General features: G+C 65.9%; 23 protein-coding genes and 2 riboswitches. Of the genes, 7 read left to right on the top strand and 16 right to left on the bottom strand.

Annotation, left to right across the window (positions count from 1 at the left end; translation table 11 throughout):
- Positions 1–5 precede the first annotated feature (5 nt).
- A complete protein-coding gene (locus TZ53_RS06795) occupies positions 6–1,136 on the bottom strand; it encodes an efflux RND transporter periplasmic adaptor subunit (protein ID WP_044660812.1) in 1,131 nt (376 codons plus the stop codon).
- Between the two features lie 244 nt (positions 1,137–1,380).
- On the opposite strand from TZ53_RS06795, the gene TZ53_RS06790 reads away from it, so the two are divergent.
- From TZ53_RS06790 to TZ53_RS06765, 6 genes are all read left to right on the top strand, one after another.
- Positions 1,381–2,109, top strand: a complete 729-nt coding sequence (locus tag TZ53_RS06790) for a response regulator (RefSeq protein ID WP_044660811.1) — start codon at positions 1,381–1,383, stop codon at positions 2,107–2,109.
- A gap of 18 nt (positions 2,110–2,127) precedes the next feature.
- Positions 2,128–3,498 carry an ATP-binding protein gene (locus TZ53_RS06785; protein WP_044660810.1) on the top strand — a complete coding sequence of 457 codons (1,371 nt, stop codon included), beginning with the start codon at positions 2,128–2,130 and terminating at the stop codon, positions 3,496–3,498.
- 497 nt (positions 3,499–3,995) lie between these two features.
- A complete protein-coding gene (locus TZ53_RS06780) occupies positions 3,996–5,876 on the top strand; it encodes a PrkA family serine protein kinase (RefSeq protein ID WP_238320137.1) in 1,881 nt (626 codons plus the stop codon).
- Between the two features lie 19 nt (positions 5,877–5,895).
- A complete protein-coding gene (locus TZ53_RS06775; protein WP_044660808.1) occupies positions 5,896–7,203 on the top strand; it encodes a YeaH/YhbH family protein in 1,308 nt (435 codons plus the stop codon).
- A 13-nt stretch (positions 7,204–7,216) separates the two neighbouring features.
- Positions 7,217–8,758 (top strand): SpoVR family protein, encoded by a 1,542-nt coding sequence (locus TZ53_RS06770; RefSeq protein ID WP_044660807.1) that lies wholly within the window; start codon positions 7,217–7,219, stop codon positions 8,756–8,758.
- Positions 8,759–8,922: 164 nt separating this feature from the next.
- Positions 8,923–9,126 (top strand): hypothetical protein, encoded by a 204-nt coding sequence (locus TZ53_RS06765; protein ID WP_025546632.1) that lies wholly within the window; start codon positions 8,923–8,925, stop codon positions 9,124–9,126.
- Positions 9,127–9,131: 5 nt separating this feature from the next.
- On the opposite strand, the gene cobF is transcribed toward TZ53_RS06765, so the two are convergent.
- From cobF to TZ53_RS06740, 5 genes are read right to left on the bottom strand one after another with little or no spacing between them, the layout of a single operon-like run.
- Complete coding sequence (gene cobF / locus TZ53_RS06760; RefSeq protein WP_044660806.1) at positions 9,132–9,887, bottom strand: precorrin-6A synthase (deacetylating); 756 nt, start codon at positions 9,885–9,887, stop codon at positions 9,132–9,134.
- On the bottom strand, positions 9,884–11,203 hold the full coding sequence (locus TZ53_RS06755) for a cobyrinate a,c-diamide synthase (protein ID WP_044660805.1): 1,320 nt from the start codon (positions 11,201–11,203) through the stop codon (positions 9,884–9,886). The genes cobF and TZ53_RS06755 overlap by 4 nt, the downstream gene beginning before the upstream one ends.
- Complete coding sequence (gene cobM / locus TZ53_RS06750) at positions 11,200–11,982, bottom strand: precorrin-4 C(11)-methyltransferase (RefSeq protein WP_025546638.1); 783 nt, start codon at positions 11,980–11,982, stop codon at positions 11,200–11,202. The genes TZ53_RS06755 and cobM overlap by 4 nt, the downstream gene beginning before the upstream one ends.
- Positions 11,979–12,344, bottom strand: a complete 366-nt coding sequence (locus TZ53_RS06745) for a cobalamin biosynthesis protein (protein WP_044660804.1) — start codon at positions 12,342–12,344, stop codon at positions 11,979–11,981. The genes cobM and TZ53_RS06745 overlap by 4 nt, the downstream gene beginning before the upstream one ends.
- On the bottom strand, positions 12,341–13,549 hold the full coding sequence (locus TZ53_RS06740) for a bifunctional cobalt-precorrin-7 (C(5))-methyltransferase/cobalt-precorrin-6B (C(15))-methyltransferase (protein ID WP_044660803.1): 1,209 nt from the start codon (positions 13,547–13,549) through the stop codon (positions 12,341–12,343). The genes TZ53_RS06745 and TZ53_RS06740 overlap by 4 nt, the downstream gene beginning before the upstream one ends.
- Between TZ53_RS06740 and TZ53_RS06735 the strand changes: the two genes are divergently transcribed.
- Complete coding sequence (locus TZ53_RS06735; RefSeq protein WP_044660802.1) at positions 13,548–14,297, top strand: cobalt-precorrin-6A reductase; 750 nt, start codon at positions 13,548–13,550, stop codon at positions 14,295–14,297. The genes TZ53_RS06740 and TZ53_RS06735 overlap by 2 nt on opposite strands.
- On the opposite strand, the gene cobJ is transcribed toward TZ53_RS06735, so the two are convergent.
- From cobJ to TZ53_RS06685, 10 genes are all read right to left on the bottom strand, one after another.
- Positions 14,273–15,022, bottom strand: coding sequence for a precorrin-3B C(17)-methyltransferase (cobJ, locus tag TZ53_RS06730; protein WP_044660801.1), 750 nt, complete (start codon positions 15,020–15,022; stop codon positions 14,273–14,275). The genes TZ53_RS06735 and cobJ overlap by 25 nt on opposite strands.
- Complete coding sequence (gene cobI / locus TZ53_RS06725) at positions 15,019–15,738, bottom strand: precorrin-2 C(20)-methyltransferase (RefSeq protein ID WP_044660800.1); 720 nt, start codon at positions 15,736–15,738, stop codon at positions 15,019–15,021. Before cobI ends, cobJ begins: the two co-directional genes overlap by 4 nt.
- The gene (locus TZ53_RS06720) at positions 15,735–16,364 is read right to left on the bottom strand and encodes a precorrin-8X methylmutase (protein ID WP_044660799.1); all 630 of its coding nucleotides are present in this window, start codon (positions 16,362–16,364) and stop codon (positions 15,735–15,737) included. The genes cobI and TZ53_RS06720 overlap by 4 nt, the downstream gene beginning before the upstream one ends.
- Positions 16,364–17,428 (bottom strand): cobalamin biosynthesis protein CobG, encoded by a 1,065-nt coding sequence (locus TZ53_RS06715; RefSeq protein ID WP_044660798.1) that lies wholly within the window; start codon positions 17,426–17,428, stop codon positions 16,364–16,366. Before TZ53_RS06715 ends, TZ53_RS06720 begins: the two co-directional genes overlap by 1 nt.
- A 172-nt stretch (positions 17,429–17,600) precedes the next feature.
- Positions 17,601–17,822: riboswitch (cobalamin riboswitch) on the bottom strand.
- Positions 17,823–17,894: 72 nt separating this feature from the next.
- Positions 17,895–18,464, bottom strand: coding sequence for a 5,6-dimethylbenzimidazole synthase (gene bluB, locus TZ53_RS06710; RefSeq protein ID WP_044662913.1), 570 nt, complete (start codon positions 18,462–18,464; stop codon positions 17,895–17,897).
- 56 nt (positions 18,465–18,520) lie between these two features.
- Positions 18,521–19,126, bottom strand: a complete 606-nt coding sequence (cobO, locus tag TZ53_RS06705; protein WP_044660797.1) for a cob(I)yrinic acid a,c-diamide adenosyltransferase — start codon at positions 19,124–19,126, stop codon at positions 18,521–18,523.
- The gene (cobN, locus tag TZ53_RS06700; protein WP_044660796.1) at positions 19,123–22,902 is read right to left on the bottom strand and encodes a cobaltochelatase subunit CobN; all 3,780 of its coding nucleotides are present in this window, start codon (positions 22,900–22,902) and stop codon (positions 19,123–19,125) included. Before cobN ends, cobO begins: the two co-directional genes overlap by 4 nt.
- Complete coding sequence (gene cobW, locus TZ53_RS06695; protein WP_044660795.1) at positions 22,902–23,942, bottom strand: cobalamin biosynthesis protein CobW; 1,041 nt, start codon at positions 23,940–23,942, stop codon at positions 22,902–22,904. The genes cobN and cobW overlap by 1 nt, the downstream gene beginning before the upstream one ends.
- A complete protein-coding gene (locus TZ53_RS06690; protein WP_044660794.1) occupies positions 23,939–25,030 on the bottom strand; it encodes a HoxN/HupN/NixA family nickel/cobalt transporter in 1,092 nt (363 codons plus the stop codon). The genes cobW and TZ53_RS06690 overlap by 4 nt, the downstream gene beginning before the upstream one ends.
- A gap of 154 nt (positions 25,031–25,184) precedes the next feature.
- A riboswitch (cobalamin riboswitch) is annotated at positions 25,185–25,413 on the bottom strand.
- A gap of 92 nt (positions 25,414–25,505) precedes the next feature.
- The gene (locus tag TZ53_RS06685; protein ID WP_044660793.1) at positions 25,506–26,399 is read right to left on the bottom strand and encodes a LysR substrate-binding domain-containing protein; all 894 of its coding nucleotides are present in this window, start codon (positions 26,397–26,399) and stop codon (positions 25,506–25,508) included.
- Between the last annotated feature and the right edge of the window lie 356 nt (positions 26,400–26,755).

Below are 26,755 nucleotides of genomic sequence, written 5' to 3'. Positions count from 1 at the left end.
GCCCCTTATTTCGCGGCCTGGTCGACCGGAACGGCCTTGACCGTGTCGCCGGGCTGCACCTTGTCCGTGCCCTCGACGATCAGCCTGTCGCCTCTCCGCAATCCGTCGGTGATCAGCCATTTGTCGCCCACGGCCTGCGCGGCGGTGACGGTGCGCCGTTCGACCTTGTTCCCCTTATCCACCACCAGCGCGGTGGCGTTGCCCTTGGGATCGCGGCTGATGCCCTGCTGCGGCACCAGTATCGCATTCGGCACGACCGACTGCGGCGCGACCACGCGCACGAACATGCCGGGCAGCAGCAGGCCGTCCGGATTGGGGAAGCGGGCGCGCAGCGTGACGGTGCCGCTGTCGGGATCGACGATGGGCTCGGCAAATTCGATGCGGCCTTCCAGCGGATAATCGGTGCCGTCGTCCAGTTTCAGCCGGATCGTGGCGCTGGCGGGCAGCGCCTTGCCCGCCGCCAGGGCGCGGCGCAACTGGAGCAGCTTTGCGCTCGATTGCGTCACATCGATGAAGATCGGGTCGAGCTGCTGGATGATGGCGAGCGGCGTCGCCTGGCTGGCCGTCACCAGCGCGCCGGGCGTCACGGCGGACCGGCCTATGCGCCCGCTGATCGGCGCCCGGACCTGCGTGAAGTTGAGGTTGATGCCCGCCGTCTGGAGCGTGGCGCGGGCCTGTTGCACGGCGGCGGCGGCCTGACGGGCCGTGGCGATGACGTCGTCGCGATCCTGCGCGCTCACCGCCTCGCTCTGGCCTAGCGTACGGTAGCGACTGGCCCTTGCCTGCGCGGCGGCGGCGGTCGCCTGCGCGCTGGCCAAGGTGGCCTGCGCCTCGTCGCGGGAGGCGCGGTAGAGCGAGGGGTCGATCTGGTAGAGGGGCTGGCCCGCCCTGACCGTCGAACCCTCCGCGAACAGCCGCTTCTGGACGACGCCGGCGACCTGCGGCCGGACCTCCGACATCATGGTGGAGGCGGTGCGGCCGGGCAGTTCGGTGGATACGGTCACATCCTGCGTCGCCAGAGTCACCACCCCGACCTCCACCGGTCCCTTTTTCGGCGCCTCCTTGTGACCGCAGGCGGCGACAAGGACGCAAAGCGCCATGGAGGCGGTCCGGAGGGCGGGGAGGCGGCTGGGCATGGTCGTCGGGCGGGTCCAGAATGAAGATGGGGACTTCGCCCGGCGCAGGGGGAGGGAGGGGCGCGCCGGGCGAAGGTCGGCTCCTCCAAAAGGGGCGCCGACCTGCTCCTCATCCCTCTTCATCATGTCGCATGGTAGAGCGACTTTTCATCCGGTTGGATCATTGTGTAGCGGATTGTATCGATATGTAACGGCCGCCGCCGCGAGCGCAGACTTGCCGTGCGAATGCGGTTAGAAGGAGACGATGCCCGATATGCCGCCATCCCGCCCGTTCCGCGTGATCGTCGTCGATGATGATGAAGACATAAGGGGGCTGATCGTCGGACAGCTTGCGCAGGACCATTATGAGGTGGAGGCGGCCGGCAGCCTTGCCGAGTTGCGGGGGCTCATGGCGGCGGGGGCGGTCGACCTCATCGTGCTCGACCTCAACCTGCCCGATGGCGACGGCCTGTCGCTGTGCCGGGAATTGCGGGGGCAGGGCAATGGGGTTCAGATCATCATGGTGACGGCGCGGGGCAGCGCCATAGACCGGGTGCTGGGATTGGAACTGGGCGCAGACGATTATCTGACCAAGCCGTTCGAGCCGCGCGAGCTGCTGGTGCGGGTGCGCAACCTGCTGCGGCGGTCGCGCAGCGAGGAGCCGGCGCGGCAGAAGACGGCGCGGATCGCCCGCTTCGGATCGTGGCGGCTCGACCTGTTCCAGCGGCGGCTGATCGCCAGCGACGAGCGGCTGATCATGCTCTCCTCCGCCGAATTCCGCCTGCTGTCGCGCTTTATCGAGGAACCCAATGTGGTGCTCTCGCGCGAGGCGCTGGTGCCCGAACGCCGGGCCACGGCGGCGTTCGACCGGTCCATAGACCTGCAGGTCAGCCGGTTGCGGCAGAAACTGGCCGACAGCCCGGGCGGCGACGGCCTGATCCTGACGGTGCGGGGCGAAGGCTATGTGCTGGCGAGCACGGTGACCTATGAATGACGGGCGGATGATCGGCGCATGATGATCCCCGTCGTGGCGCGGGCGCGCAATTTCTTCCGGTCGCTGGTGGGACAGATATTCCTGCTGCTGACCGTCGGCATGACGATCGCCGCCGTGCTGGCGCTGCTGGTCGCGGAGCAGGCCCGGCATCTCGATTTCGAGCGCTGGCGCCTCCAGCGCGTCGTGGCCAGCGCCGTCGACATCGCGCAGCGGCTGAGTCACGATCCGGTCAAGATAGAGGCGATGCTGAAGGACCAGCAGATCATGGGGGCGAGGACCGCGCCGGAGGGCGTGGCGCTGGCGGACCCGGACCCGACGCTGGCGGACGCGCTGGCGGTGCGTTTCGGGCCGCACTCCAACCCCGAAGCGGGGCAGGTGCCGGTCGGGCTGTGCTTTCCGGCCGGCAAGGTCGATCCGAACAACCGGGCGGCGGGTCTGATCGACGCGCCACGGCCCGATTGCTGGGTCGTGCGCTTCACCGACGGCACGGGCGAACGGCGGTCGCTCGCCCTCTATTTGCCGCGGGTCGTCAAGCCGCCCAGCAATCTCGCCAAGCCGATCTACCTGCTGCTGATCCTGCTGTCCTCGGCGGGGCTGGCGATCGTCGTCGCGCGCTTCGTCGCCAAGCCGCTGCGCCGGCTGGAGCGGGCGGCCGAAGCCTTTTCGGTCTCGGTCGATCCGGAGGAAATCCCGGAGCGGGGGCCGGAAGAAGTGCGGGCCGCCCTGTCGACCTTCAACCTGATGCAGCGCCGGGTCCGTGCGGGCTTTGCCGAGCGGACGCAGTTGCTGGCGGCGATCAGCCATGATCTTCAGACGCCGCTCACCCGCCTGCGCTTGCGGCTGGAACTGGTGGAGAACGAGGAGTTGCGGGCCCGCCTCTTACAGGATCACCAGGCGATGATGACGCTGGTCCGCGAAGGGCTGGACCTGGCGGCGAGCACGGAGGCGCAGGAGGACTGGTCGGTCATCGACATCGATTCGCTGCTGACCAGCATGGCCGAAGACGCGCAGGACCTGGGATTGCCCGTGCGTTTCCTGTCAGGCTGCGGCGGCACGGTGCGGGTCAAGCCCAACGCGCTGACCCGCTGCATCAGCAATCTGGTGAACAATGCGGTGAAATATGGCGGCAGCGCCGACGTCAGTTGCATGCGGCAGGGGGCGCGCGTGCTGATCGAGGTGCGCGACCATGGGCCGGGCATCGCGCCCGATCAGTTGGACCAGATGTTCGAACCCTTCACCCGCGGTGTGGCGGGGCAGCCCGGCGGGCGGCCCGGGACCGGCATCGGCCTTACCATCGCGCGATCGCTGGCGCTGAGTTTCGAGGCGTCCGTGCGCCTGGCCAATGCGCCGGACGGCGGGCTGATCGCCACGATCGACATGCGGGCGTAACGGCATTTCCGCAGGCGGGAAGGATGCCGAAACAGGTTCAGCATATGCAATGCAGCCTTCGATCGTCGCGATCGCATCGTTCCATGCATGGGAACCAATGCACCCCTGGTGAGATTATCTCCTTTACCCTCTTCCCTCCCGGGGGCTCAGGTGACACTATGCATCATATCGCGGCGGGGGAACGTCGCGCCGATTGGAAGATGCTGCATGACGGCGGCGCGGTAATGATCTTGCCGGTCGCATGAAGATGGTCGTGCGATTGCCGGAAATGCTTCTGCGTGGCCGGATAAGCATCGTGCGTTCTTTTTGCAGAAACATGCAGATCGACGATTGGACAGATTTGAATTTTTTACTCTGAACAGGTTCTATTGCACTGTTTTTACAGACCATAAGGGTCTATATACATTCCATGGCTACTTTAGCGGGAGTCGCCAGTGACAAAGAATGAGCTGTTTTCCAGCTTCACGCGGAAGTTCGATGATCGGCGTCAGGCCGAAATGTCTATCGAAGATTATCTGCTGGGATGTCGCAACGATCCATTGATGCATGCGTCCGCGCCGGAGCGGCTGCTGGCTGCAATCGGTGAGCCGGAGATCATCGACACCTCGCGCGATCAGCGGCTGGGCCGGATCTTCATGAACCGGACCATCCGCCGCTACAAGAGCTTCACCAATTTCTACGGCATGGAAGGGACGATCGAGCATATCGTCAGTTTCCTGCGCCACGCCAGCCAGGGATTGGAGGAGCGCAAGCAGATCCTATACCTGCTGGGTCCCGTGGGCGGCGGCAAGTCGTCCCTGGCCGAACGGCTGAAGGCGCTGATGGAGGTGCATCCCATCTACGTGCTGAAGGCGGGGGATGAGATCAGCCCGATCTTCGAAAGCCCGCTCGCCTTGTTCGACGCCGAAACCCATGGCGACTATATCGAGGAGAATTACGCCATTCCCCGGCGACGACTGACCGGCATGATCAGCCCCTGGTGCCGCAAGCGGCTGGATGAATATGGCGGCGACATATCCCAGTTCAGGGTCGTGCGCATGATGCCGTCCCGCATGCGGCAGGTCGCCATCGCCAAGACAGAGCCGGGCGACGAAAACAACCAGGACATCAGTTCGCTGGTCGGCAAGGTCGACATCCGCAAGCTGGAGATGCTCTCGCAGAACGATCCGGACGCCTACAGCTATTCGGGTGGGCTCAACCGGGCGAACCAGGGCATGCTGGAATTCGTCGAGATGTTCAAGGCGCCGATCAAGATGCTCCACCCGTTGCTGACCGCGACGCAGGAGGGCAATTATATCGGCACGGAGAATATCGGCGCCATTCCCTATACCGGCATCATCATGGCCCATAGCAATGAATCGGAATGGGCGAATTTCAAGAACAACAAGAATAACGAAGCCTTTATCGACCGTATCTACGTCATCAAGGTTCCCTATAGTTTGCAGGCCACCGAGGAACGGCATGTCTACGAGAAGTTGCTGCGGGAATCGGACCTGAACAAGGCGCCCTGCGCGCCGGGGACTTTGGACATGCTGGCGCGTTTCTCCGTGCTGACGCGGCTGCGGGAGCATGAGAACAGCAATCTCTATTCCAAGATGCGTGTCTATGACGGCGAGATGCTGCGGGAAATCGATCCGAGGGCCAAGAGCCTTCAGGAATATCGCGACGCTGCTGGCGTGGACGAGGGCATGTCGGGCATTTCGACCCGCTTCGCCTTCAAGGCGCTGTCGGCCACCTTCAACCATGACACCAATGAGATTGCGGCCGATCCCGTGCACCTCATGTATGTGCTAGAGGGCATGGTCCGGCAGGAGCAGTTTCCCGCCGAGGTCGAATCCCGCTATCTGGAGTTCATCAAGGGCGAACTGGCGCCGCGCTATGCCGAGTTCATCGGCAATGAAATCCAGAAGGCCTATCTCGAATCCTACCATGATTATGGGCAGAACCTGTTCGACCGTTATGTCGCCTATGCCGATGCGTGGATCGAGGATCTGGACTTCAAGGACCCGGACACGGGTCAATTGCTGGACCGGGAGGTCATCAACCAGGAACTGTCCAAGACCGAAAAGCCCGCCGGGATCGCCAATCCCAAGGATTTCCGCAACGAGGTGGTGAAGTTCGCGCTGCGCATGCGGGCCAGCAATGACGGGCGCAACCCGTCATGGACCAGTTACGAGAAAATCCGCGAGGTGATCGAGAAGCGGATGTTCAGTCAGGTCGAGGACCTGCTGCCGGTCATCAGCTTCGGATCGAAGAAGGACGGCGAGACCGCGACCAAGCATGACGAATTCGTCGCGCGGATGATCGAAAGAGGCTATACTGAGCGGCAGGTTCGGCGGCTTGTCGAATGGTATATACGCGTCAAGCAGGCCGGATGATGGAGGCGCCAAGCCCGCCATGCACATAGTCGACAGACGGTTGAATCCAGGAGGCAAGAGCCTGGTCAACAGGCAGCGCTTCCTGCGGAGGGCAAGGGCATATGTGCAACAGGCGGTGCGCGACAGCCTGAAGGACCGCAGCATCAAGGATCTGGACAAGGAAGGCCAGATTTCGATCCAGCGCGACGTCATCCACGAACCGACGCTGCACCGCGCCGCGCAGGGGGGCAGCCGCGAACGGGTCTTCCCCGGCAATCACGACTATATGGAAGGCGACCGGATCAAGCGGCCCGATGGCGGCGCGGGCGCGGGGTCGAAGGCCGGGCAGGGCGAGGGGAATGACGATTTCCAGTTCGCGCTCAGCCGGGAAGAGTTTCTGGATCTGTTCCTCGACGATCTGGAGCTGCCGGACCTCGCCAAAAGGCGGCTGATCGGCGGGGCCGTCGACGGCATAAGGCGGGCAGGCTATTCGACGGTCGGCAACCCGTCCAACCTGTCCGTGCCGCGCACCATGCAGAAGGCGATGTCGCGTCGGTTGGCGCTGCGCCGTCCCAAGGGCGCCGATCTTGCCCGGATCGAGGAGGAGATCGCGCTGATCGAGGCGCGCGATCCGGCCCTGCCCGACGATGCCGTACGGCTGGAGGCATTGCGCGAGGAACGCTCGACCGTCATCCGCCGCCGCAACCTGATCGCCTATATCGACCCTGTGGACCTGCGCTATCGCCGGTTTGAGACGGTGCCCAAGCCCGTGGCCCAGGCAGTGATGTTCTGCCTGATGGACGTCTCCGGCTCCATGACGGAGCATATGAAGGATCTGGCGAAGCGTTTCTTCGCGCTGCTGCACCTGTTCCTGTCGCGCTGCTACGAGCATGTGGAGGTGGTGTTCATCCACCATACCGACCGGGCGGCGGAGGTGGACGAGCAGACCTTCTTCTACAGCACGGTGACGGGCGGCACTTTGGTGTCGAGCGCGCTGGAGAAACTGATCGAGGTGGTGCAGGAACGCTTCCGTCCGGATGACTGGAACATCTATGTGGCGCAGGCGTCGGACGGCGACACCATGCAGTCCGACAATGGCCGGGTGGTCAGCCTGATGCAGCAGGAAATCCTGCCCTTCAGCCAATATTTCGCCTATCTGGAAGTCGGGCGAGAGGAATTCGCCGACATAGAGACCATCGGCACGACGACCGGACTGTGGCAGGCCTATGCCCCGGTCAGCGAGGCAAACCGCAATTTCGTAATGCGCAAGGTGCATCATCGGCGGGAAATCTATCCGGTTTTCCGGGAGTTGTTCCAGCGCAAGGGCGTGGCGGAGCGGAGTTCATGAAGGTGGAACCGGCATGACGGTCGAACTGGCGTCCGCCCCGCTGTTCACGGGAAGCGATTGGGACTTCGCGCTCATCAACCGCATTTACGAAACGATCGAGCCCATCGCGCTCCAGGAAATGAAGCTCGACATCTATCCCAACCAGATAGAGGTCATCAGCGCGGAGCAGATGCTGGACGCCTATTCCTCCATCGGCATGCCGCTTTTCTACAAACACTGGTCCTTCGGCAAGCAGTTCGTGACCAATGAGATGATGTACCGCAAGGGGCTGCGCGGCCTGGCCTATGAGCTGGTCATCAACAGCGATCCCTGCATCAACTATCTGATGCAGGAAAACAGCGCGACGATGCAGACGCTGGTCATCGCCCATGCGGCCTTCGGGCATAATCATTTCTTCAAGAATAATTATGTCTTCAAGCAATGGACCGATGCCGAGGGAATTCTGGATTATCTGGAATTCGCCAAGCGCTACATCGCGCAATGCGAGGAGCGCTACGGCCAATTGCCGGTCGAGCGGGTGCTGGACGCCGCCCATGCGCTGATGAACCAGGGCGTGCATCGCTATCCGCGCGTTCGCCCAAGGGACTTGAAGGCGGAGGCGGCGCGGGAGGCGGAACGGCAGGCCTATCGCGACCGCATCTATGACGATCTGTGGCGCACCGTGCCCACTGGAGCGAAGGCGGACGCGATCCCCAGCGACGCCAGACGGGCGGCGCTGGGACTGCCGCAGGAAAATATCCTCTATTTCCTGGAAAAGTCCGGCCCCCGGCTGGAAAGCTGGCAACGGGAGATTTTGCGGATCGTGCGGTTGATCGCGCAATATTTCTACCCGCAGCGCCAGACCAAGGCGATGAACGAAGGCGCTGCGACCTACACCCATTATCGCATCATGACGACGCTGCACGAACGGGGATGGCTGACCGACGGCGCCTTCATGGAATTCCTCTCATCCCATACCAATGTCGTCTATCAACCCACCTATGATTCAGGACAATTTGGCGGTTTCAACCCCTATGCCCTGGGCTTCGGCATCATGTCGGACATCGAAAGGGTCTGCCGGGCGCCGACGGAGGAGGATCGCGAATGGTTCGGGGATATTGCCGGATCGGGCGACCCGATGGAGGTGCTGAAGGACATATGGGCCAATTATCGGGACGAAAGCTTCGTTTCGCAATTTCTGAGCCCACATCTGATCCGGCAATGGCGGCTGTTCAAGATCCTCGACAAGCAGGGCGAATCGGAACTGCGGGTCGATGCCATTCACGATGAGCGCGGCTATCGCCGGATCCGGCGCTCCCTGGCGCGGGAATATGAAATCGGGCGGCAGGAACCCGACATACAGGTGGTCGATGTCGACCTGGCCGGCGACCGCAAGCTGATCGTCGAGCATTCGGTGCTGGACGGCGTCCAATTGGAGGCTCGCGATGCCGCTATGGTCTTGCAAAATCTGGCGAATCTCTGGGGTTATGAAGTGCTGTTGAAGGAGGTTGATTCCGAAACGCGCAAGGAATTGAAAAGCCATAGCGCGCAGCCCAATGCGGCCTGGCTGCGCTGAACCGGTGCGCGCGGCGGACGGGAAAAGGGCTGCGGCAAGATTCCGTTTTCAATCGATGATGGGAAAGGTTAAGTTGTCCGCCGGTTTTTCGTGGGCGAAGTCGGATCTGTCGCTCTGAAGGCGGTGGAGAGGACGGGGCCCTGCGACAGGCAGGAGTTCGATTCATGACGAATGCTCTTACGCCAGAAGAATGTCTAGACCGGGCAAGAATGCATGATCAACTGGCAGCGACCACCGCGGATGCTTCGGCGCGCATGATGCATCAGGCAATGGCTGCCGAGTTCCGCCGCCGCGCCGAAACGGCATCGAGCGGCATGCGACAGGCCGCTAGCAGGCCGATCATCGAACTGATGCCGAACGTCGCCTGACGGCTTCAGGGTCGTCGGACCGTCTTGCGCCTTCGTAAAAGATAGATGTCCATGATCCAGCCATGTTCCTGGCGGAGCGCGGCGCGGCATGAGGCGATCTCGGCCCCCCTCATGGCCAGCGGACCCTGGGCGAGTCTTTCCTGGGGCAATCCCAGATAGGCGCCCCACCAGATGTCGAGACCCTGGGGCGGCAGGGTCTGGAAGGCGCAATGGCCATCCAGCATGACGACCAGGCTGTCGGCGCAGTCCGGCCAGCCGCGTTCGCTGAGGCGCCGGCCGGTGGTGATCAGCACGGGATCGGCAAGGTCGTTGAGGCAGATGCCGTGGGCGGCGGTCAGCGCCTGTACGCTGGTGATGCCGGGGATCACGCGGACCTTCGCGCCCGGCAGGCGCCCGGCGATGCGCAGGCTGCTGTCATAAAGCGACGGATCGCCCCAGACCAGCAGGGCGAGCCTGCCGCCTTCAGGAAGGTGCCGGGCGACCTGCTCCATCCAGAGCGCGGCGATGGCATCGTGCCAGTCGAGGACGGCGCCGACATAATCGGTCCGGTCCGGTCGCCGGGGCATGTCGAATTCCACGATTTTCACCGCCTGCGTCAGCAGTTCGGCGCAAATGGCGCGGCGCAGGTCGATGAGGTCGGACTTGGCGTCGCCCTTGCGGGGCAGCAGGATGAGGTCGGCGTCGTTCATCGCCTTCACCGCGGCGCGGGTGAGGTGATCGGGATTGCCCGTGCCGATGCCGATAAGGTCGATACTGATCATGAGGAGGCTTTCGAAGCGGGAGCGATGAGGTGGAAGAAACTGCCGGTGACACGGCCGCGATGCGATCCCGTCGACGGAACGGCCTGACCTTCCGCATCGGTCACATGAGCGAGCGGGCTGTCCGGTTGCTCGACGATGGTGGAATAATGGAATTCATGGCCGTTCAGCATCGCTCCCGCAGGCATGCCGCCCATCGGCGCCAGCAAGCGCGCCTGTCGGTAGCCAAGATGAAGGCGCCGTTCCGCGAAGCTGGTGACGAGGCCGAGCAGGCCGGCCATGGCATGTGCCTGCCCGTCGGCATCGATCAGCGCCTGTCCCAGCACCATATAGCCGCCGCATTCGCCATGGATCGGGCGGTCCAGTGCGTGGCGGCGCAGGCCGGAAAGGAAATGGGCCGCCTGCGCGATCCGGCCCGCATGGAGTTCGGGATAGCCGCCGGGGAGCCAGACCGCATCGGCATCGGCTGCCGGGGCTTCGTCGGCCAGGGGGGAGAAGGGCAGGATTTCGGCGCCTGCATCCCGCCAGCCGGACAGGAGATGCGCATAGGTGAAGGAGAAGGCTTCGTCCCGGGCGATGGCAATGCGCTGGCCGGGTGGCGGCAGGGTCGGCATTGAAGCGCGATCCTGCGCCGGGGTGGACCGGGCCGCGCGCCGGACGGCGTTGAGGTCCACATGGGTCGCCACGATGTCCGCCATGCGGTCGATGATCCGGTCGAGATCGGCCTGTTCGGCCGCCTGGACCAGACCCAGATGACGCTCCGGCAGGTGGAGCGCGGCGGAGCGCGGTATGGCGCCCAGGACGGGGATGTCCGCCCCCTCCATCGCCGCGCGGATCAGCCGTTCGTGGCGCTGGCTGGCGACTTGGTTGAGGACGACGCCTGCCATGGAAATATCGGAACGAAGGCCACGGAAACCGCTGGCGATGGCGGCGGCGGACTGGCTCTGGCCCGACACGTCCATGACGAGAAGGACGGGCCAGCCGAACAGCGCCGCGATGTCCGCGCTCGCGCCGGTGCCGGCTTCCCCGATGGCGGGGGCGCCGTCGAACAGGCCCATCACGCCTTCCGCGACGATCAGCTCTGCGTCGGCCCGGCCCGCAACGGTCGCCATCTGCGATGCGGACATGGCCCAACTGTCAAGGTTGAAGGAGGGGCGGCGGCTGGCCGACTGCTGGAATGCCGGGTCGATATAGTCGGGGCCGGACTTGAACGGCTGTACCCTGATGCCCATTCGGGAAAAGGCCCGCAGCAGGCCGAGCGTGACGGTCGTCTTGCCCGATCCTGATCGGGGCGCCGCGATCAGAAGGCCCGGCGTCATGGCTTGTCGATGAAGGCGGAGTCGGCGCTGGCCGGTCGGAAACGGCGGTCATAGCCGGGCGCGTAGAGGCTGCTTTCCGCGAAATCCTCGCTGCCCAGCACCGGGCCGACAAGAATGATGGCGGTCCGTTCGGGCCCGTCCGCAGCAGCTTCCCCGATGGTGCCCAGCGTCGCCCGCACGATCCGCTGATCCGGCCAGCTTGCGCGCCACACCACGGCCGCGGGGCAATGGGCGCCATGATGCGGGATCAGGTCGCGCACCACCTGCGCCAGATTATGGATCGACAGATGGATGGCGAGCGTCGCGCCGGTCGCGCCGAATGCGGAGAGGCTTTCACCGGACGGCATGGCGCTGGCGCGTCCCGGCGTCCGGGTGAGGATCACCGACTGGCCGAGTTCGGGCAGCGTCAGTTCGGCGCCGATGGCGGCAGCGGCGGCGGCGAAGGAGGGGACGCCGGGTGTGATGCTGAAAGGAATGCCGATCGCCTTCAGCCGCCGAAGCTGCTCGCCCATGGCCGACCAGACGGACAGGTCGCCGGAATGAAGGCGCGCGACGTCATGCCCCGCTTGATGGGCATCGACGATGATGGCGACGATCTCGTCCAGGGTCAGCGGCGCCGTGTTGACGATCCGCGCGCCTGCCGGACAATGATCGAGCAGGGCGGCGGGCACCAGCGATCCGGCATAGAGACAGACCGGAGAACGCGCGATCAGGTCGCGCCCGCGCAGGGTGATGAGGTCGGGCGCGCCGGGACCGGCGCCGATGAAATGAACGGTCAAGAGGCAGGGCTTTCGGCTAGGGCGCAACTTGCGAGGCGGTCGGAAGAGAAGGCGCGGGGGGCAAGCAGGCGGCCCTTGGGCCCTGAAGCGGCGAGGGCCGTGGCTTCGGCGACGCTGCCGGTGCCATGGGCGGCCATGCTGGCGGGAGATCGGGTGGCCACGGGCTGTTCCGCCAGCCTTTCAACGCCGACGGCCATCAGGGGCAGGGCGAGCTTGCGCGCCAATGGCGCAAGCTGCCCGGCCTTGCCATCGAGGGTTGCCAGCGCGTCGACGGCGATCATGGCGCCCATCGCCTGCTCCAGCGCCGATTCCAGCGAAGCGAGCGACGCGCTGTGGCGGAAGCCGAAGCCGGCGACGATCATAGCGTCACGCTCCACTGCACCAGCGGATAGGCGGAACGCCAGCCGCGACGGCTGCCCAGGGGCATCGCCTGCGCAAGCTCGATGCGAAGCAGGTCGCCGCCCTTGTCGGCATGCCATTTGGCAAGCAGCGCTTCGGATTCCAGCGTGACGGCATTGGCGACAAGGCGCGTGGGACCGCCGGGCAGGGCGAACAATGTCGCGAGCAGGGACTGGCTCAGCCCTCCGCCGATGAAGACGGCCTCGGGGCGGGTCCGGCCGGTCAGGATGTCGGGCGCTCTGCCCTCCATGACGGTCAGGCGGTCGACGCCCAGATGAAGGGCATTGGCGCGCGCCCGGGCGGCGCGGTCCGGATCGGCCTCGAAAGCGATGGCCTGGGTGGAGGAATGGGCGAGCAGCCATTCTATGGCGATGGAGCCGGAACCTGCGCCTATGTCCCATAATGTCTCGCCGGGGCGGGGCGCCAGAGCGGACAGGGTCAGGGCGCGGGCCGGGCGCTTGGTGATCTGGCCGTCATGGTCGAACCAGTCGTCGGGGATGCCGCTGGAGCGGGGGAGCGTCCTGCCTTCGCCCGCCACGGACAGGCCGACCGCAACGGGATGCGCGACATCGGCAAGGTCCGGCGCTTCGGCCGTGCACTGGCGGATATGTTCGCGGGGGCCGCCCAGCGCTTCCAGCACATGCAGGGTCGAACGGCCGAAGCCCTGTTCCGTCAGCCAGGCGGCAAGCTCGCCCGCCGCCTGCCCGTCGCGCAGCAGCAATATGGCGCGGCGGCCGGGCACGAGACCGGGACGCAACCGCGTCAGCGGCGCGGCGTGGAGGCCATGGCATTCCACGTCCTGAAGCGCCCAGCCCAGCCGCGCGGCGGCAAGGGAGAATGTGGAGGGGGCAGGGTGCGCCGTCCATTCATCCGGCCGCAAATGCCGCGTGATGCTGCTCCCCGCGCCGAACCAGAAGGGATCGCCGGAGGCAAGCAGGACGGTTGGGTCTCCACGGCGGGCGAGCAGCATCGGAACGCCGGCCGCGAACGGGACTGGCCAGGGCAGGCTTTCGGCCCTAAGGGCTGGCAGCAGCGCAAGATGGCGCGGCGCTCCGGCGACGAGCGCGGCTTTCTCCAGCGCTTCGCGGGCGGCGGACGACAGGCCATTCGGGCCGTCTTCCCCGATGCCGACGATCGTCAGCCACGGACCGTCAGGAGTATCGGGCATGTCCAACATCCTCATTCTGGGCGGCACCACGGAAGCGAGCGCGCTTGCGGCTGCTCTTGCCGAGCGGGGCGTTCGCGCGGTGTTGAGCTATGCGGGGCGGACGGACAAACCACGGGCGCAGCCGGTGCCGGTGCGCGTCGGCGGCTTCGGGGGCATGGCCGGCCTCGCGCGCTATTTGCGGGAGGAAGGCGTCACCCATCTGGTGGACGCCACTCATCCCTTCGCCGCTGTAATGAGCGGGAATGCCCTTGGCGCGGCGCGGGAGGCGGGGGTGGAGCACATCATGCTGACCCGGCCGCCCTGGACCGCGGCGGAGGGAGACCGCTGGACCCATGTGCCGGACATGGCCGGGGCGGTGGCAGCGCTGGGGGGAGCCAGGCGGAATGTGATGCTGGCCCTGGGGCGCATGCATGTGGACGCCTTCGCCGTGCAGCCTCAGCATCATTATCTGTTGCGCTTCGTCGATATGCCCGCCGTTGCGCCGGGGCTGCCCGATCATGCGCTGGTGATCGACCGCGGTCCCTTCACGGTGGAGGGCGACATGCAGTTGATGCGCGCCCATGGCATCGACTGCGTGGTGTCGAAAAATGCGGGGGGCGGCGGCGCGCGGGCGAAGCTGGTCGCCGCGCGCATGCTGGGACTGCCGGTCGTGATGATCGAGCGTCCGGCCTGTCCAGCGGCGCAGGTGACGCATGAGGTCGCCGGGGTGCTGCAATGGCTGGATCATGCGGCGGAGCGCGGCGTATAGAGGATCGGCGGGCCGGAGCGCTCAATCAGCCGGGTGCGGCTGGAACCGATGATGACCATGGTGCGCATGTCGGCCATTTCCGCAGTGGCCCGGCTCAACGGCACCACGCTCAGCGTTTCCTCCGGCGTGGAGACGGCCCGGGCGAACAGGATGAGCCGGTCCTCGCCGCATTCCTCGCGCAGGATCGCCAGCGCCCGCCCGAAACCCTCCGGCCGGGAACGGGAACGGGGATTGTAGAAGGCCATGGCGAAATCGGCCTGTGCGGCGAGGCGCAGGCGGCGCTCGATCAGCGGCCAGGGCTTGAGATTGTCGGACAGGTTGATGGCGCAGAAATCATGGCCGAGCGGCGCGCCCGCCCTTGCGGCGGCGGCGAGCATGGCGGTGATGCCGGGCAGGACGCGGATGTCGAGGTCGCGCCAGTCCTCCGGCCCCGCCTCCACGGCTTCGAACAGGGCGGATGCCATGGCGAAGACCCCCGGATCGCCCGAGGAAACCACCGCCACCCGCTTGCCCTGCGCGGCGAGAGCCAGGGCATGGGCGGCGCGGTCGAGTTCGACCCGATTGTCCGAGGCGTGGAGCGTCAGGCCCGGTCTTTGGGCCACCCGGGCGACATAGGGGATGTATCCGATGACGTCGCTCGCCTGCGCCAGCGCATCCGACACCTCCGGCGTGATGAGCGCGTCCGCTCCCGGACCAAGACCGGCTGCCACGACCCATCCGGTCATGGACGGCGGCCCTGTCCGTGGACCAGCAGGATCGAAAAATAGGCGGTGACGTCGGTCGCTTCCGCCAGCGGGGTGATGCGCTGATCCGCCATGGTCGCATATTCGACCAGCCAGGCGCTGTCCTGCTTGCCCGCGGCTTCGACGGCGCGGCGAAGCCTGGGAAGGTTGCGGCCAATCTTCATGACGACCAGAGCATGGCTGTCGCGGATGCGGCGGGTCAGTTCCTCTTCGGACAGGGTGGCCATCAACACCGTTAGGACATCGTCGCCCCAACTGATCGGCGTGCCGCTGGCGGTCCAGGCGCCGGACATGCCGGTGATGCCGGGGACGATCTTCACCGGCGCGGCAAGGCGGCTGTGCAGGTGCATGAAGCTGCCGTAGAAGAACGGATCGCCTTCGCAAAGGACGACCACATCCTCGCCGCGTGCCGAAAGCCCGTCCAGATGCGCCGTGCAATCGGCATAGAAGGTCGAGAGCAGATCATTGTAGCGCGGGTCGGACAGCGGGATTTCCGTCGTGACCGGATATTCCATCGGATATTCGACGGCATCGGCGCGCAACATGCCCTCCACGATGCTGCGGGCATGGCCCGACCTTCCCCTCTTGCGGAAATAGGCGATGTGCCGGGCATTGCGGATCAGCCGGTCGGCGCGGACGCTCATCAGGTCCTGCGCCCCCGGTCCCAGGCCGACGCCATGGATGGTCCCGCCGCTCATTCCGCCGGGCTCGCTATCGCATTCACCGCCGCGACCGTGATGGCGCTGCCGCCGGGGCGACCCTCCACGATACAGCAGGGGACGGGCCGGCTGCGCCAGAGCGCTTCCTTCGATTCCGCCGCGCCGACGAAGCCGACGGGGCAGCCGATGATCGCGGCCGGGCGGGGGCAGTCGGGGTCCTCCAGCATGTTGAGCAGATGGAAAAGCGCCGTCGGGGCATTGCCGATCGCGACCAGCGCGCCCTCCAGATGCGGGCGCCAGAGTTCGAGCGCCGCGGCCGAGCGGGTGTTGGACATTTGCGCCGCCAAGGCAGGCACCTGCGGATCGTTCAGGGTGCAGAGGATCGGATTGGCGGCGGGCAGGCGCTTCAGGGTTATGCCCTCCGACACCATGCGCGCGTCGCAGAGGATCGGTGCGCCCGCCTGAAGCGCGGCGATGGCGTCCCGGGCGAAGGACGGCGAAAAGCGGATGTGGGAAGCAAGTCCCACCAGGCCCGCCGCATGGATCATGCGGACGGCGATGCGTTCTTCCTCGGGCGAGAAGCGGGCAAGGTCGGCTTCGGCGCGAATGGTGCGGAAGGACTGCCGGTAGATGGCGGCTCCGTCGGTTTCGTAGCTGTGGGGCATCAGGGCCTTCCGAAAAGGGCGAGGATTTGTCGGGCGGTCAGGCCGGTTTTTTCCGGCGGCGATCCGGCGCGGGCGTTGCGGGACAGGTCGAAGCGGCCCTGCCGGCCGGTGAGGACCAGCCCTGCGGGTCTTTGACGGGCGCAGCCCTTGGCGCAGCCGGACACATGCAGCGACCCTTCGACAAGGGGGGCGAGCCGGGTGGCGAGGCCGCGGGTCTCGACGCTTGCCTGCGGGCATGCGGGCGCGCCGGGGCAGGCGTCGACGCGGAGCAGGCCGTCAGGGGAGGCGTGCTCCGCCCTGTCTGCGCCGCCCTCCAGGATCAAACCGCGCCATGGGGTGAGGCGCAGGGCCGTGACATGCGGTTCCCCGGCCAGCGCGATAAGGCTGTCGGCGTCAAGCTGACCGAAGGGAATGCCGTGGAAAGGCCCCGATGCCTCCGCCAGCAATTGGGACAGCGGGCGGGACGGCGCGGGCGCGATGTCGGCAGCGGTCGGCAGCGGGGCTTCGTGCCGGGCCGCGCGGCCCGATGCGCCCCCGCCCGTGGCAAGGAACCAGCGGGCAAGCGCAATCAGGTCGCGCGCCGCCGTTTCGACGCTGGTGGGCGATCCCAGCGGACGCCCCTCCACCCGCAGCAGCAGCCTGCCCGCCTCGCTGCGCTCGAACCGGAAATCGGCGGGGACGGCGGCAAGACAGGGGGCTGGCCCGGCATCTACGGCGATCCCGATCTTGGAAGGAAGCTGGGGCAGCTCATCGATGTGGGCGATCAGGCTGCGCGCAATGCTTTCCGTGTCATCCCCGGGCGATGAATCGGGAGCGAGCAGGAAATTGCGGCGCGCTTCGCGGGCCGGATCGTGATCCGTAAGGCCCAGGGCGACAAGGTGCCGGAGCAGCGGGCCATGGCCTTGTTCCGTCACGCCGCGAAGCTGGAGCGCGGCCCGGTTGGTGAGGTCGACAAGGCCATTGCCGTGAAGACGCGCGGCTTCGGCAAGGCCGATGGCCTGGGGGGCGGTCAGGCGGCCCAGCGGTGGACGGACCCGCACCAGCAGCCCGTCGCCCGCCATCATCGGGCGCCATGCCGTCGGGCACCAGCCGCGAATGGCGGCGGACGATGCGCTTTGCGCGTCTGGCAACGGACCTTACCTCCCACGTCGCAACGACGGCCGGAGGGTTCACCCCCAGCCGCATTTCGTCGCCCGTGCGGAGAACCGAGCCGTGACCATCCCCTGGACCATGGCTAGAGCGACCTTTGCGTTCGGCAGGTCTCCTGGCTTGCGGGTCGTCGCTTCGGCACGGGCCTTCCCGGATCGCTCCAGTGGCTGGCCGTTCCCCGTGGGGAACCGCACGTCCTTGCCTTGCTCGCCGCTCACAGTTGCAGGGACAGCCACGGATTAGGGAGTCTCCTCCCGCACCGCGTTCCCATTTAAGCCCCTTCGGGGCACCGACGCGATCGATGGAGCGGGCGGAACCCGCTCCAAAAACGCTCATAGGCCGGGCGGAAAGGAAAGGGAAGAGGCCTTCGGACGGGAATCGTCAGCGCGTGACGATGGTGGAATGCCAGTCGGTGCGATGTTCCCAGCCGCGCCTCTCCAGTTCCGGCGTCGCCTCCTCGCTCACCGGATAGCCCAGGCACAGCAGGCCGAGGCAGCGCCAGTTTTCCGGAATGGCGAGCAGGGTGTCCACGGTCGGGCGGTCGAGGATCGAAACCCAGCCCATGCCGATGCCGCGCGTGCGGGCAGCCAGCCAGAGGGTGTGGATCGCCATCACGCAGCTATAGCGGCGCGCCTCCGGCATGGTGATCGCGCCCAGCCTGTGGCCGGTTTCCGTGCCTTCGTCGCAATAGACCGCGAACAGCACCGGCGCTTCGCGCAGGCCGTGCAATTTCAGGCTTCGGTACAGCCTGTCTTCCTCCCCCCGATAGATACTGCCCGCCTCGATCACCTGCGCGTCGACATGGGCGGCAAGATCCTCGCGCAAGGCGGGCGTTTCGATCCGGACGAAACGCCAGGGCTGCGACAGCCCGACGGAAGGCGCGCTATGGGCGAGGGCAAGGAGCCGTTCGACCTCGCTCTCGTCCAGCGGATCGGTCAGGAAATGGCGCACGTCACGGCGCAGGTGCACCAGTTCCTCGAAGGCGGCGATGTCGAAGGCGGTGTGTGTCAGAATTCAATTCCCGGCTGGGCCTTCACGCCGCTGCGGAAGGGATGTTTGACGAGGGTCATTTCAGTGACGAGATCGGCCGCCTCTGTCAGCGCCTCGGGCGCGTTGCGGCCTGTGACGATGACATGCTTCATTTCGCCCCTGGCGGTCACGGCCTCCAACACCTCTTCGACCGGAAGATAGTCGTAGCGCAGGACGATGTTGAGTTCATCGGCAAGGACCATGTCATAGGCCGGATCGGCGATCATGCGTTTCACCTCATCCCATGCTTCGCGTGCAAGGGCAATGTCCCGCGTCCGGTCCTGCGTGTTCCAGGTGAAGCCTTCGCCCATCGGCTTGAATTCGACATTGTCGGGGAACGCATCGAACACCCGTTTTTCTCCGGTGGTCATCGCGCCCTTCACGAACTGCACGACGCCCACCTTCCTGCCATGGCCGATGGCGCGGACCACCATGCCGAGCGCGGCGGTCGTCTTGCCCTTGCCCTTGCCGGTGTGGACGATCAGCAGGCCCTTTTCCTGCGTCTTGGTCGCCATGATCCTGTCATGAGCGGCCTGTTTCTTCTTCATCTTTTCGGCATGCTGTTCGGGCGTGCGTTCGATCATTGCGGGGCATCCTTGAGTTGGGAGAGAAGCATGGCGGCGCTGTTCGACCGGGGTTTCCAAAGGGCGCGGTCCAGCGCTTCGTGAAGGCGGGCGGCGGTCTCCCGCAGGGCGGCCGGATTGGCTTCCGCCATGAAGGCGCGAACCGCCTCATCCTCGATGAAGGCGGCGTGGACCGCGTCGAAATGATGGTCCTTCACCGCATGGGTGGTCGCGGCGAAGGCGAAGAGATAGTCGACGGAGGCCGCGATCTCGAACGCGCCCTTGTAGCCGTGGCGCATCATGCCCGCGATCCATTTGGGGTTGGCGACGCGGGCGCGGACGATGCGGCCGATCTCGTCCTCCAGCGTGCGGATGACGGGACGTTCGGGACGGCTGTGGTCGTTATGATAGCTGAGCGGCCTCCTGCCGGAGAGATGCTCGACCGCGGCGGCGATGCCGCCTTCGAACTGGTAGTAATCGTCGCTGTCGAGCAGGTCGTGCTCGCGATTGTCCTGATTCTGGATCAGCGCGTCGGCTTCGGTCAGGCGCTGCGCGAAGAGGCTGCGTTCGCTGTCGCCTTCCACCCCGCCGCCATAGGCATAGCTGCCCCAGTCGAGATAGACATTGGCAAGGTCCGACCGGTCGTGCCAGATCTTCTCGTCGATCATCGCCTGGAGGCCGGCGCCATAGGCGCCCGGTTTCGAACCGAAAACGCGGCTTCCCGCGCGGCGCCGCGCGGCCTTTTCCGGCGTGCCCTGCGCGATCAGCGCGGCGGTTTCGATGCGGTGGTGGGCGGCGGCTGGATTGTCCTCGTCCGGCTCGTCCAGCGCCATGACGGCGCGGGCGGCGCTGTCGATCAGGTCGATCTGTTCCGGGAAGGCGTCGCGGAAGAAGCCGGACACGCGGAAGGTGACGTCGACGCGGGGGCGGTTCAGTTCCGCGATCTTCATGACCTCGAAACCGATGACCCGGCCCGAAGCCCAGTCCCAGCGAGGCCGGACGCCCATCAGGGCCAGCGCCTGCGCTATGTCGTCGCCGCCGGTCCGCATATTGGCGGTGCCCCAGGCGGAAAGGGCGATGGCGCGGGGATAGTCGCCCTCGCGCTGGAGATAGTCCTGCACGATGAGATCGGCGGAGCGCTGCCCGAGATTCCATGCCGCCACCGTGGGCACGGCCCTGGTGTCGACCGAATAGAAATTGCGCCCGGTGGGGAGGACGTCGGGGCGACCCCTGGTGGGCGCTCCGGAAGGGCCCGGGGCGACGAAATCGCCGTTGAGGGCTTTGAGGAGTGCGGCTTTTTCGGCCTCTCCGCAGCCATCGACGCGCGGGGCGAGATCGGTTTCGATAGCCTTGAGAACCGCAGCGCTCCGTGGACCGGGAGCGCCTTTCCGGCAACTGCCGTCATCCCCGCACGCGCGGGAATGACGATGTTCCAACTCATCGAGCAGGCGGATGGCGTGAAGTTCCAGCCGTTCCACCGTGTCGCCCGTGCTGCGCCAAGGTGCTCCTGTCAGGCTTTGCAGCGCTTCCGGCCGGGGTCCGGCCCAAGGCGCGCCCATCGTGCAGTCGAGCGGGTCGAAATCCAGCCCCAGATCATCCGCCAGCGCACGGAGCAGGGACTGCTGGCCGGCATCGTCCATACCCCTTGGGCAGCGGGCAAGGGCCATGAGTAGGTCGCGGCGAAGCGAACCCTTCGGGCTTTGCGTGAAGACGTGCAGCCCGTCGCGTATCTGCATTTCCTTGAGTTCGCACAGATAGTTGTCGATCGCTGCTAAAGCCTCGTCTCCGCTTCCCTGCGCGCCTGAATCCTTGTCCAGCCCTTGCGAGGCGGCGAGGGCCAGAATGTCCTTGCGCAGCGTTTCCAGCCGGCGTGGGTCCATGCCGGCGGCGAGATAATATTCGTCGACCAGAGCCTCCAGTTCCTTGAGCGGGCCGTAGCTCTCGGCGCGGGTCAATGGCGGCGTCAGATGGTCGACGATGCAGGCGCCGATGCGACGCTTGGCCTGGGTGCCTTCGCCGGGATCGTTGACGATGAACGGATAGATTTGAGGGATCGGTCCGGCGCAGATTTCCGGAAAGCAGTTTTCGGACAGCGCGATCGCCTTGCCCGGCAGCCATTCGAGATTGCCGTGCTTGCCGACATGGACGACGGCATGGGCACCGAAATCGCCGGCCAGCCAGATATGGAAGGCGAGATAGGCATGGGGCGGGGGCAGCGCCGGGTCGTGATAGCTGCTCTTGGGATCGACATGATAACCGCGCGACGGCTGCACGGCGACCGCGATCCGGCCGAAGCGGTGCACCGGCAGATGGAAGGCGCCAGCGCGGAAGAAAGGATCGGTTTCGGGCGCGCCCCAGCGGCATTGGACCGCTTCGCGGACCCCTTGGGGCAACGTGGCGAAGGCTGCGTCATAGGCCTGGAGCGAGAGGGTGATTTCACCCGGACGGTCCGGCGCGGCATTGGTGATGCCACCTGTCATGCGCTGCATCAGCGCGGCGCCGTCGGTGGGCGCATCATCCGTTCCGTAGCCTGCTTCCGCCAGGGCCTTCAGAATGGCGGCGGCACTGGCGGGCGTATCCAGGCCGACGCCATTGCCGAGGCGGCCATCCCTGTTGGGATAGTTGGCGAGGATGAGCGCGACCCGACGTTCCTCCACTCGCGTTCTACGAAGTTTAGCCCAATTTGCAGTAAGTTGGGATACGAAGCTGACACGATCTTCCAGTATCTGGGGCACGACGATGCTGCATTCCGTGCGGGCATCGAACCGTGCCGCAGCCTTGAAGGCGACCGCGCGGGTGAAGAGGCGGCCGTCCACCTCCGGCAGCGCGACATGCATGGCGAGGTCGCGGGGGCCAAGCCCGCGGGCACTCGACTCCCAGGCGCTCTGTTCGGCGCTGGCGAAGATCGTCTGGAGGATCGCGCAATCCGCCTGTTCGAGGATGGAGGGCGTGCGCGGCTCGCCCGGCGCGCTGGCGGCAAAGGCGGTGGCGTTGAGGATGACGTCCGGCGGCGCCTCCGCCATCAGCCCTTGCAGGAAGTCCCGGGCGAAAGGTTCGCGCAAGGCGCGCACATGGACGGGAAGGACGTTGAGGCCCGCCGTCTCCAATCCCGCGACCATGCGGTCCACGGCGTCCAGCGTGCCCGCGATCAGCAGCGCGCGGTAGAAGAGGAAGAGGGCTGTCGGCTGCCCTGCCTTCCATCCGCTCCTGACCTGATCCAGCGTTGGTCGATCGACGCCGGGCAAATAGAGGCCCGCGTCGGCCACCGGAACGGGCGCATCGGGAACGCCCGCGTCGAAGCCGGCAAGGCGGGCGGCGTTGCGCAGGAAGGCGATGGCGTTGGCAATGCCGCCCTGCCGCAGATAGTCGCGCAGGAGATCGCAGCTCTCCGCCGCGACGGTCGATGCGGCGCGCAACGCGGGGTCATCCTCTCGCCCATCGGCGATCGCCGCAAAGGCTATGCCCTTTTTTCGGGCGATATTTGCAATCTCATCAATGCCATAGGGCCAATAGCTCTTGCCGCCCAGCAGGATGACGCAGACGAATTTGGCGTGGGCGACGACCTTTTCGACATACAGATCGACGGAATAGGGGTGCTTGAGCTGGAGGAGATTGGCCAGCCGGATTTCGGGCGCCGCCCTGCCCAGTTCCTGCCCCAGAACATGGGCTGCGCTCGCGAAACAGGCAAGTTCGCTGTCTGCCACGGTCAGCAGCACGATGTCGCCCGGCGACTGGCCGAGGTCGATGGCTTCGTCGCCGTTGGAGACGGTGCCGGGCGTGGCGGTCAGCAGATGCATCAGGCAGCGGCCATCTGCGCGCCGAGCGCGGCCTCTATGGCGGCGCGGTCCATGCCGCTCTGGCCGATCACCACCAGGCGGGAGCGGCGCGGTTCGTCGGCCTGCCAGTGCCGGTCATAATGATGCTGGATGCGGGGGCCGACGGCTTGCAGCACGAGGCGGGCGGGGCGCCCTTCTATGGCGAGGAAGCCCTTCACCCGCAGGATGTCATGCACGGCGATGCTCTCCGCCAGCGCCGCCAACAGCGGCTCCGGACCGGAAAGTTCGCCCAGGTCGACGATGAAGCTCTCGAAATCGTCATGGTCGTGATCCTCCCCATCGTCATGGTGCGAGGGACGGGCATCGATCCCGTCCTCCACCCCGGCGCCGAGGCCGAACAATATGGCCGGATCGATCTCTCCCCTCGCCGTGCGGAGGATGCGGACGCCGGGGCGGATTTCCTGGGCCAGTTCCTGCTCCAGCACGGCCAGCCGGTCCACGGCGACCAGATCGGTCTTGTTGAGCAGGACAAGGTCGGCGCAGGCAAGCTGGTCCTCGAACAGTTCCTCGATGGGGCTGTCATGATCCAGCGTCGGGTCGGCCGCGCGGGCGGCGGCGAGCGCCGCCTCGTCATGGGCGAAGCGACCCGCCGCCAGCGCGTCGGCGTCGATCAGGGCGATCACCCCGTCGACCGTGGCGCGCGTGCGGATGTCGGGCCATTGGAAGGCCTTCACCAGCGGCTTGGGCAGGGCAAGGCCGCTGGTCTCGATGATGATGTGATCGGGCGAGGTGGGCCGGTCGAGCAGCTTTTGCATGGTCGGCAGGAAATCGTCGGCCACGGTGCAGCAGATGCAGCCATTGGCCAGTTCGATGATGTCCTCGTCCGGGCAGGCTTCGTCGCCGCAGCCCCGCACCAGCGCGCCGTCGACGCCCACGTCCCCGAATTCGTTGATGATGAGGGCGAGGCGGCGGCCGCCCGCATGTTCGATGAGGTGACGGATCAGCGTGGTCTTGCCGGCGCCGAGAAAGCCGGTGATGACGGTGGCGGGAACCTTTTTCATGCGGGATTTCCTTGCGGTTGGTGGCTGGGGATGGGAGCGACTTCGATCTCGTCGAAGCCTTTCCAGCGATAGATGGCCCAGCTCAGCAGCCAGCAGGCGGCGAACAGGCCGATGATGATGAAGCCGAGGCTGTTGAAATGCTCGCCAAGGTCGGCGGCAAGGGTCCAGACGCCGCCGCTGAGGCCGAGCTTGTCGCCCAGCAGGGCCGCTGCCTCGATCCCGCCGATGAGCAGCGCGACCAGCGCCGACACCAGCGTGATGGTGATATTGTAGTAGAGCTTGCGGATCGGCTTCACGAACGCCCACTGATAGGCGCCCATCATCAGGGCACCGTCCGCCGTGTCGATCAGCGCCATGCCCGCCGCGAAGAGCAGGGGAAAGATGAGGACGGTCGCAACCGAAAGGCCGCTGGCGGCCTGACCGGCGGACAGGCCCAGAATGGCGACTTCAGTTGCGGTATCGAAGCCCAGACCGAAGAGGAAGCCGAGCGGAGCCATGTGCCAGCTTCGCGTCACCAGCCGGAAAAGCGGGCGGAAGAGGCGTGCGAGCAAACCCCGGTTGCCAAGCAATATGTCCATATCTTCATCGACATAGGCTCCACCCTTTCGAACATGGTTGAACGTGCTGAGAACTGATCGGAGGATGATCAGGTTCATCGCCGCGATGGCGAAGAGGAAGGTCGCCGACACCATTGTCGCGATGGTGCCGCCGATGGCTCCCGCCGCTTCCACCCGGCTCAGCGCATTGGCGGCGACAGCGATGGCGACGGCGGCGATCAGGACGATGCCGCTATGGCCGATGGCGAACCAGAAGCCGACGGTCAGGGGCCTCTGGCCGTCCTGCATCAGCTTGCGGGTCACATTGTCGATGGCGGCGATATGATCGGCATCCACGGCATGGCGGAGGCCCAGGCTCCAGGCCAGCAACGCCGTGCCCAGCATCACCGGATCGCCCGCGAAGATCGTGAAGGCTGCGATCCAGGCCGTCAGATTGGCGGCGATGAGCCCGGCGAACATGCCGGTCGCGCGGCGGCGAAGACGGCTGGCCGGCGCCCCGGGCGATTCCGGCTCATGGGTCGATATGCTCATAGGGTCGATACCCCGTCTGCGTCTGCGAAACCGGACGGGAGCCGCCTTCATGCCGGACGGACGCTCTTGCGCCCGGCATGCCGACAGCAGCTCCCGCTGCGTGAAGCGTCGCTCAGACGGAGGACCGTGCCGTGGCCATCCCCTGGACCAAGGCAAGAGCGACCAGACGCAGGCAGGTTTCCTGGCTCGCGGGTCATAGCTTGGCGCATGGCCTTCCCAGGCCTCGCATGATTTAGCGTCCGGCCCAGTGGCTGATCCTCCGGCGCTTCCGGGGGATCGCTATGCGTCTCGCTCGCCGCTTACAGTTGCAGGGACAGCCGCGGATTCATCACCGCATTCCCTATTAAGCCCCTTGGGAGGGCACCGGCGCGATCATGAAGGTCGGTCGAAACCACCCTTCGGCGGCCATGCATAGAGGCTGGAACGGGGAATGGGAAGAGGAGGCTTGAGCAGAAGATGTTTCCTGAATTAACTCCTACAAATGGCGTTCTTCCAGCAGGGTCTTCAGAAAGGCCTGGCCGGTCGGTGACAGATCCTCATGATGGATCAGCCAGAGCGCGCTCATGACCGGCACGTCGAACGGGCGGTTGATCACATTGTCGACGTGCAGCCGCGCCATCGAACCGGCAATCACCGTGGGGCCGAAGCCGGCCGCGACAAGGCCCAGCAGGGTCGCGAGGCTGCGGGCCTCATGCGAGATTTTCGGGACGAACCCTGCTTCCGCGCACAGGGCCTGGAAATGCTCCGTGAACCCCGTCCCATTGGGCGCGCCATAGAGCACCAGCGGCTCGTCGGAAAGGTCAGCGATGCGTGGCGGGGCAGGGCGCAGCGCCAGCGGATGATCGGCGCGCAGGGCCAGCACCATCTCTTCCTTGAGCAGGCATCGGGACAGCATGCCTTCGGGCAGCGCCGGCGCCTCGAAATTACGCACGATGCCAAGGTCGAGCTGACGGCTCGCCACGCTCTCCACCTGCTCGTCGCGCCCTTGTTCGCGCAGGATCAGTTCGACATCGGGATAGGTCTGGCGGAAGCGGTAGAGCGCCCGCGCCACCGGAGGCACGAAGGGGCCGGAAGTGGTGAAGCCCAGCCCCAGCCGCCCGATCTCCGCCCTTTGGGCCATGCGCGCGATCTGTGCGGCGCGGTCCGCCTGGGCAAGGGTCCGGCGCGCTTCAGGCTCGAACAGCCGGCCGGCCTCCGTCAATCGCACCCTGCGGCTGGTGCGGTCGAACAGGCGGACGCCCAGTTCCTCCTCCAGAGCACGGATCTGCTGGCTGAGCGGCGGCTGCGATATGCCGAGGCGCAGCGCCGCGCGGCCGAAATGCATCTCCTCAGCGACGCACAGAAAATAGCGGAGATGGCGAAGGTCCATGGATCATGTCGCTCAACATATCGATCATGCCATATTATATATTAGACGCAGAATGTCCAAGGGCGCATGGCCGGCTTCGAATGTGGCGGCGTCTCCCGGCTGGCCGGCGGAGGTCCGCGGGCTATGCCCCCTCATTGCCGCAGCACTCCGCCATGGCCGGGGATGCCGTCGCATTCTAGGATGTGTGGAAATTCGCCTCGCCCCCAACGAAGCCCCCACGCGTCCTGGAGCATTTCCGCGCTGGCCGTCTTTCTGGCGACGGCCGGAAATGCGGCAAACGATATGCGCATTTCCTGGCGCGCTTCGTCTCTGGTATCAGGCGGCGAAAATATCTGGAGAGGTTGTATCGTCATGTG

It is taken from the genome of Sphingobium sp. YBL2, assembly GCF_000943805.1.
In the GTDB taxonomy this organism is placed as follows: domain Bacteria; phylum Pseudomonadota; class Alphaproteobacteria; order Sphingomonadales; family Sphingomonadaceae; genus Sphingobium; species Sphingobium fuliginis.
Note: the sequence above shows the minus strand (reverse complement) of the source record. Positions and strands in the feature narration are given on the sequence as shown.

Excerpts from the sequence above, each read along its gene's own strand:
- TZ53_RS06735 (WP_044660802.1), top strand. The coding sequence starts at position 13,548 with ATGTCCAACATCCTCATTCTGGGCGGCACCACGGAAGCGAGCGCGCTT.
- TZ53_RS06740 (WP_044660803.1), bottom strand. The coding sequence starts at position 13,549 with ATGCCCGATACTCCTGACGGTCCGTGGCTGACGATCGTCGGCATCGGG.
- TZ53_RS06790 (WP_044660811.1), top strand. The coding sequence starts at position 1,381 with ATGCCCGATATGCCGCCATCCCGCCCGTTCCGCGTGATCGTCGTCGAT.
- cobW (WP_044660795.1), bottom strand. The coding sequence starts at position 23,942 with ATGAAAAAGGTTCCCGCCACCGTCATCACCGGCTTTCTCGGCGCCGGC.
- TZ53_RS06685 (WP_044660793.1), bottom strand. The coding sequence starts at position 26,399 with ATGGACCTTCGCCATCTCCGCTATTTTCTGTGCGTCGCTGAGGAGATG.
- TZ53_RS06780 (WP_238320137.1), top strand. The coding sequence starts at position 3,996 with ATGTCTATCGAAGATTATCTGCTGGGATGTCGCAACGATCCATTGATG.
- TZ53_RS06690 (WP_044660794.1), bottom strand. The coding sequence starts at position 25,030 with ATGAGCATATCGACCCATGAGCCGGAATCGCCCGGGGCGCCGGCCAGC.
- TZ53_RS06715 (WP_044660798.1), bottom strand. The coding sequence starts at position 17,428 with ATGATGGCGGGCGACGGGCTGCTGGTGCGGGTCCGTCCACCGCTGGGC.
- cobJ (WP_044660801.1), bottom strand. The coding sequence starts at position 15,022 with ATGACCGGATGGGTCGTGGCAGCCGGTCTTGGTCCGGGAGCGGACGCG.
- TZ53_RS06785 (WP_044660810.1), top strand. The coding sequence starts at position 2,128 with ATGATGATCCCCGTCGTGGCGCGGGCGCGCAATTTCTTCCGGTCGCTG.
- cobN (WP_044660796.1), bottom strand. The coding sequence starts at position 22,902 with ATGCATCTGCTGACCGCCACGCCCGGCACCGTCTCCAACGGCGACGAA.
- cobI (WP_044660800.1), bottom strand. The coding sequence starts at position 15,738 with ATGAGCGGCGGGACCATCCATGGCGTCGGCCTGGGACCGGGGGCGCAG.
- TZ53_RS06775 (WP_044660808.1), top strand. The coding sequence starts at position 5,896 with ATGCACATAGTCGACAGACGGTTGAATCCAGGAGGCAAGAGCCTGGTC.
- TZ53_RS06720 (WP_044660799.1), bottom strand. The coding sequence starts at position 16,364 with ATGCCCCACAGCTACGAAACCGACGGAGCCGCCATCTACCGGCAGTCC.
- TZ53_RS06795 (WP_044660812.1), bottom strand. The coding sequence starts at position 1,136 with ATGCCCAGCCGCCTCCCCGCCCTCCGGACCGCCTCCATGGCGCTTTGC.
- cobF (WP_044660806.1), bottom strand. The coding sequence starts at position 9,887 with ATGATCAGTATCGACCTTATCGGCATCGGCACGGGCAATCCCGATCAC.
- TZ53_RS06755 (WP_044660805.1), bottom strand. The coding sequence starts at position 11,203 with ATGACGCCGGGCCTTCTGATCGCGGCGCCCCGATCAGGATCGGGCAAG.
- TZ53_RS06745 (WP_044660804.1), bottom strand. The coding sequence starts at position 12,344 with ATGATCGTCGCCGGCTTCGGCTTCCGCCACAGCGCGTCGCTCGCTTCG.
- TZ53_RS06770 (WP_044660807.1), top strand. The coding sequence starts at position 7,217 with ATGACGGTCGAACTGGCGTCCGCCCCGCTGTTCACGGGAAGCGATTGG.
- TZ53_RS06765 (WP_025546632.1), top strand. The coding sequence starts at position 8,923 with ATGACGAATGCTCTTACGCCAGAAGAATGTCTAGACCGGGCAAGAATG.
- cobO (WP_044660797.1), bottom strand. The coding sequence starts at position 19,126 with ATGATCGAACGCACGCCCGAACAGCATGCCGAAAAGATGAAGAAGAAA.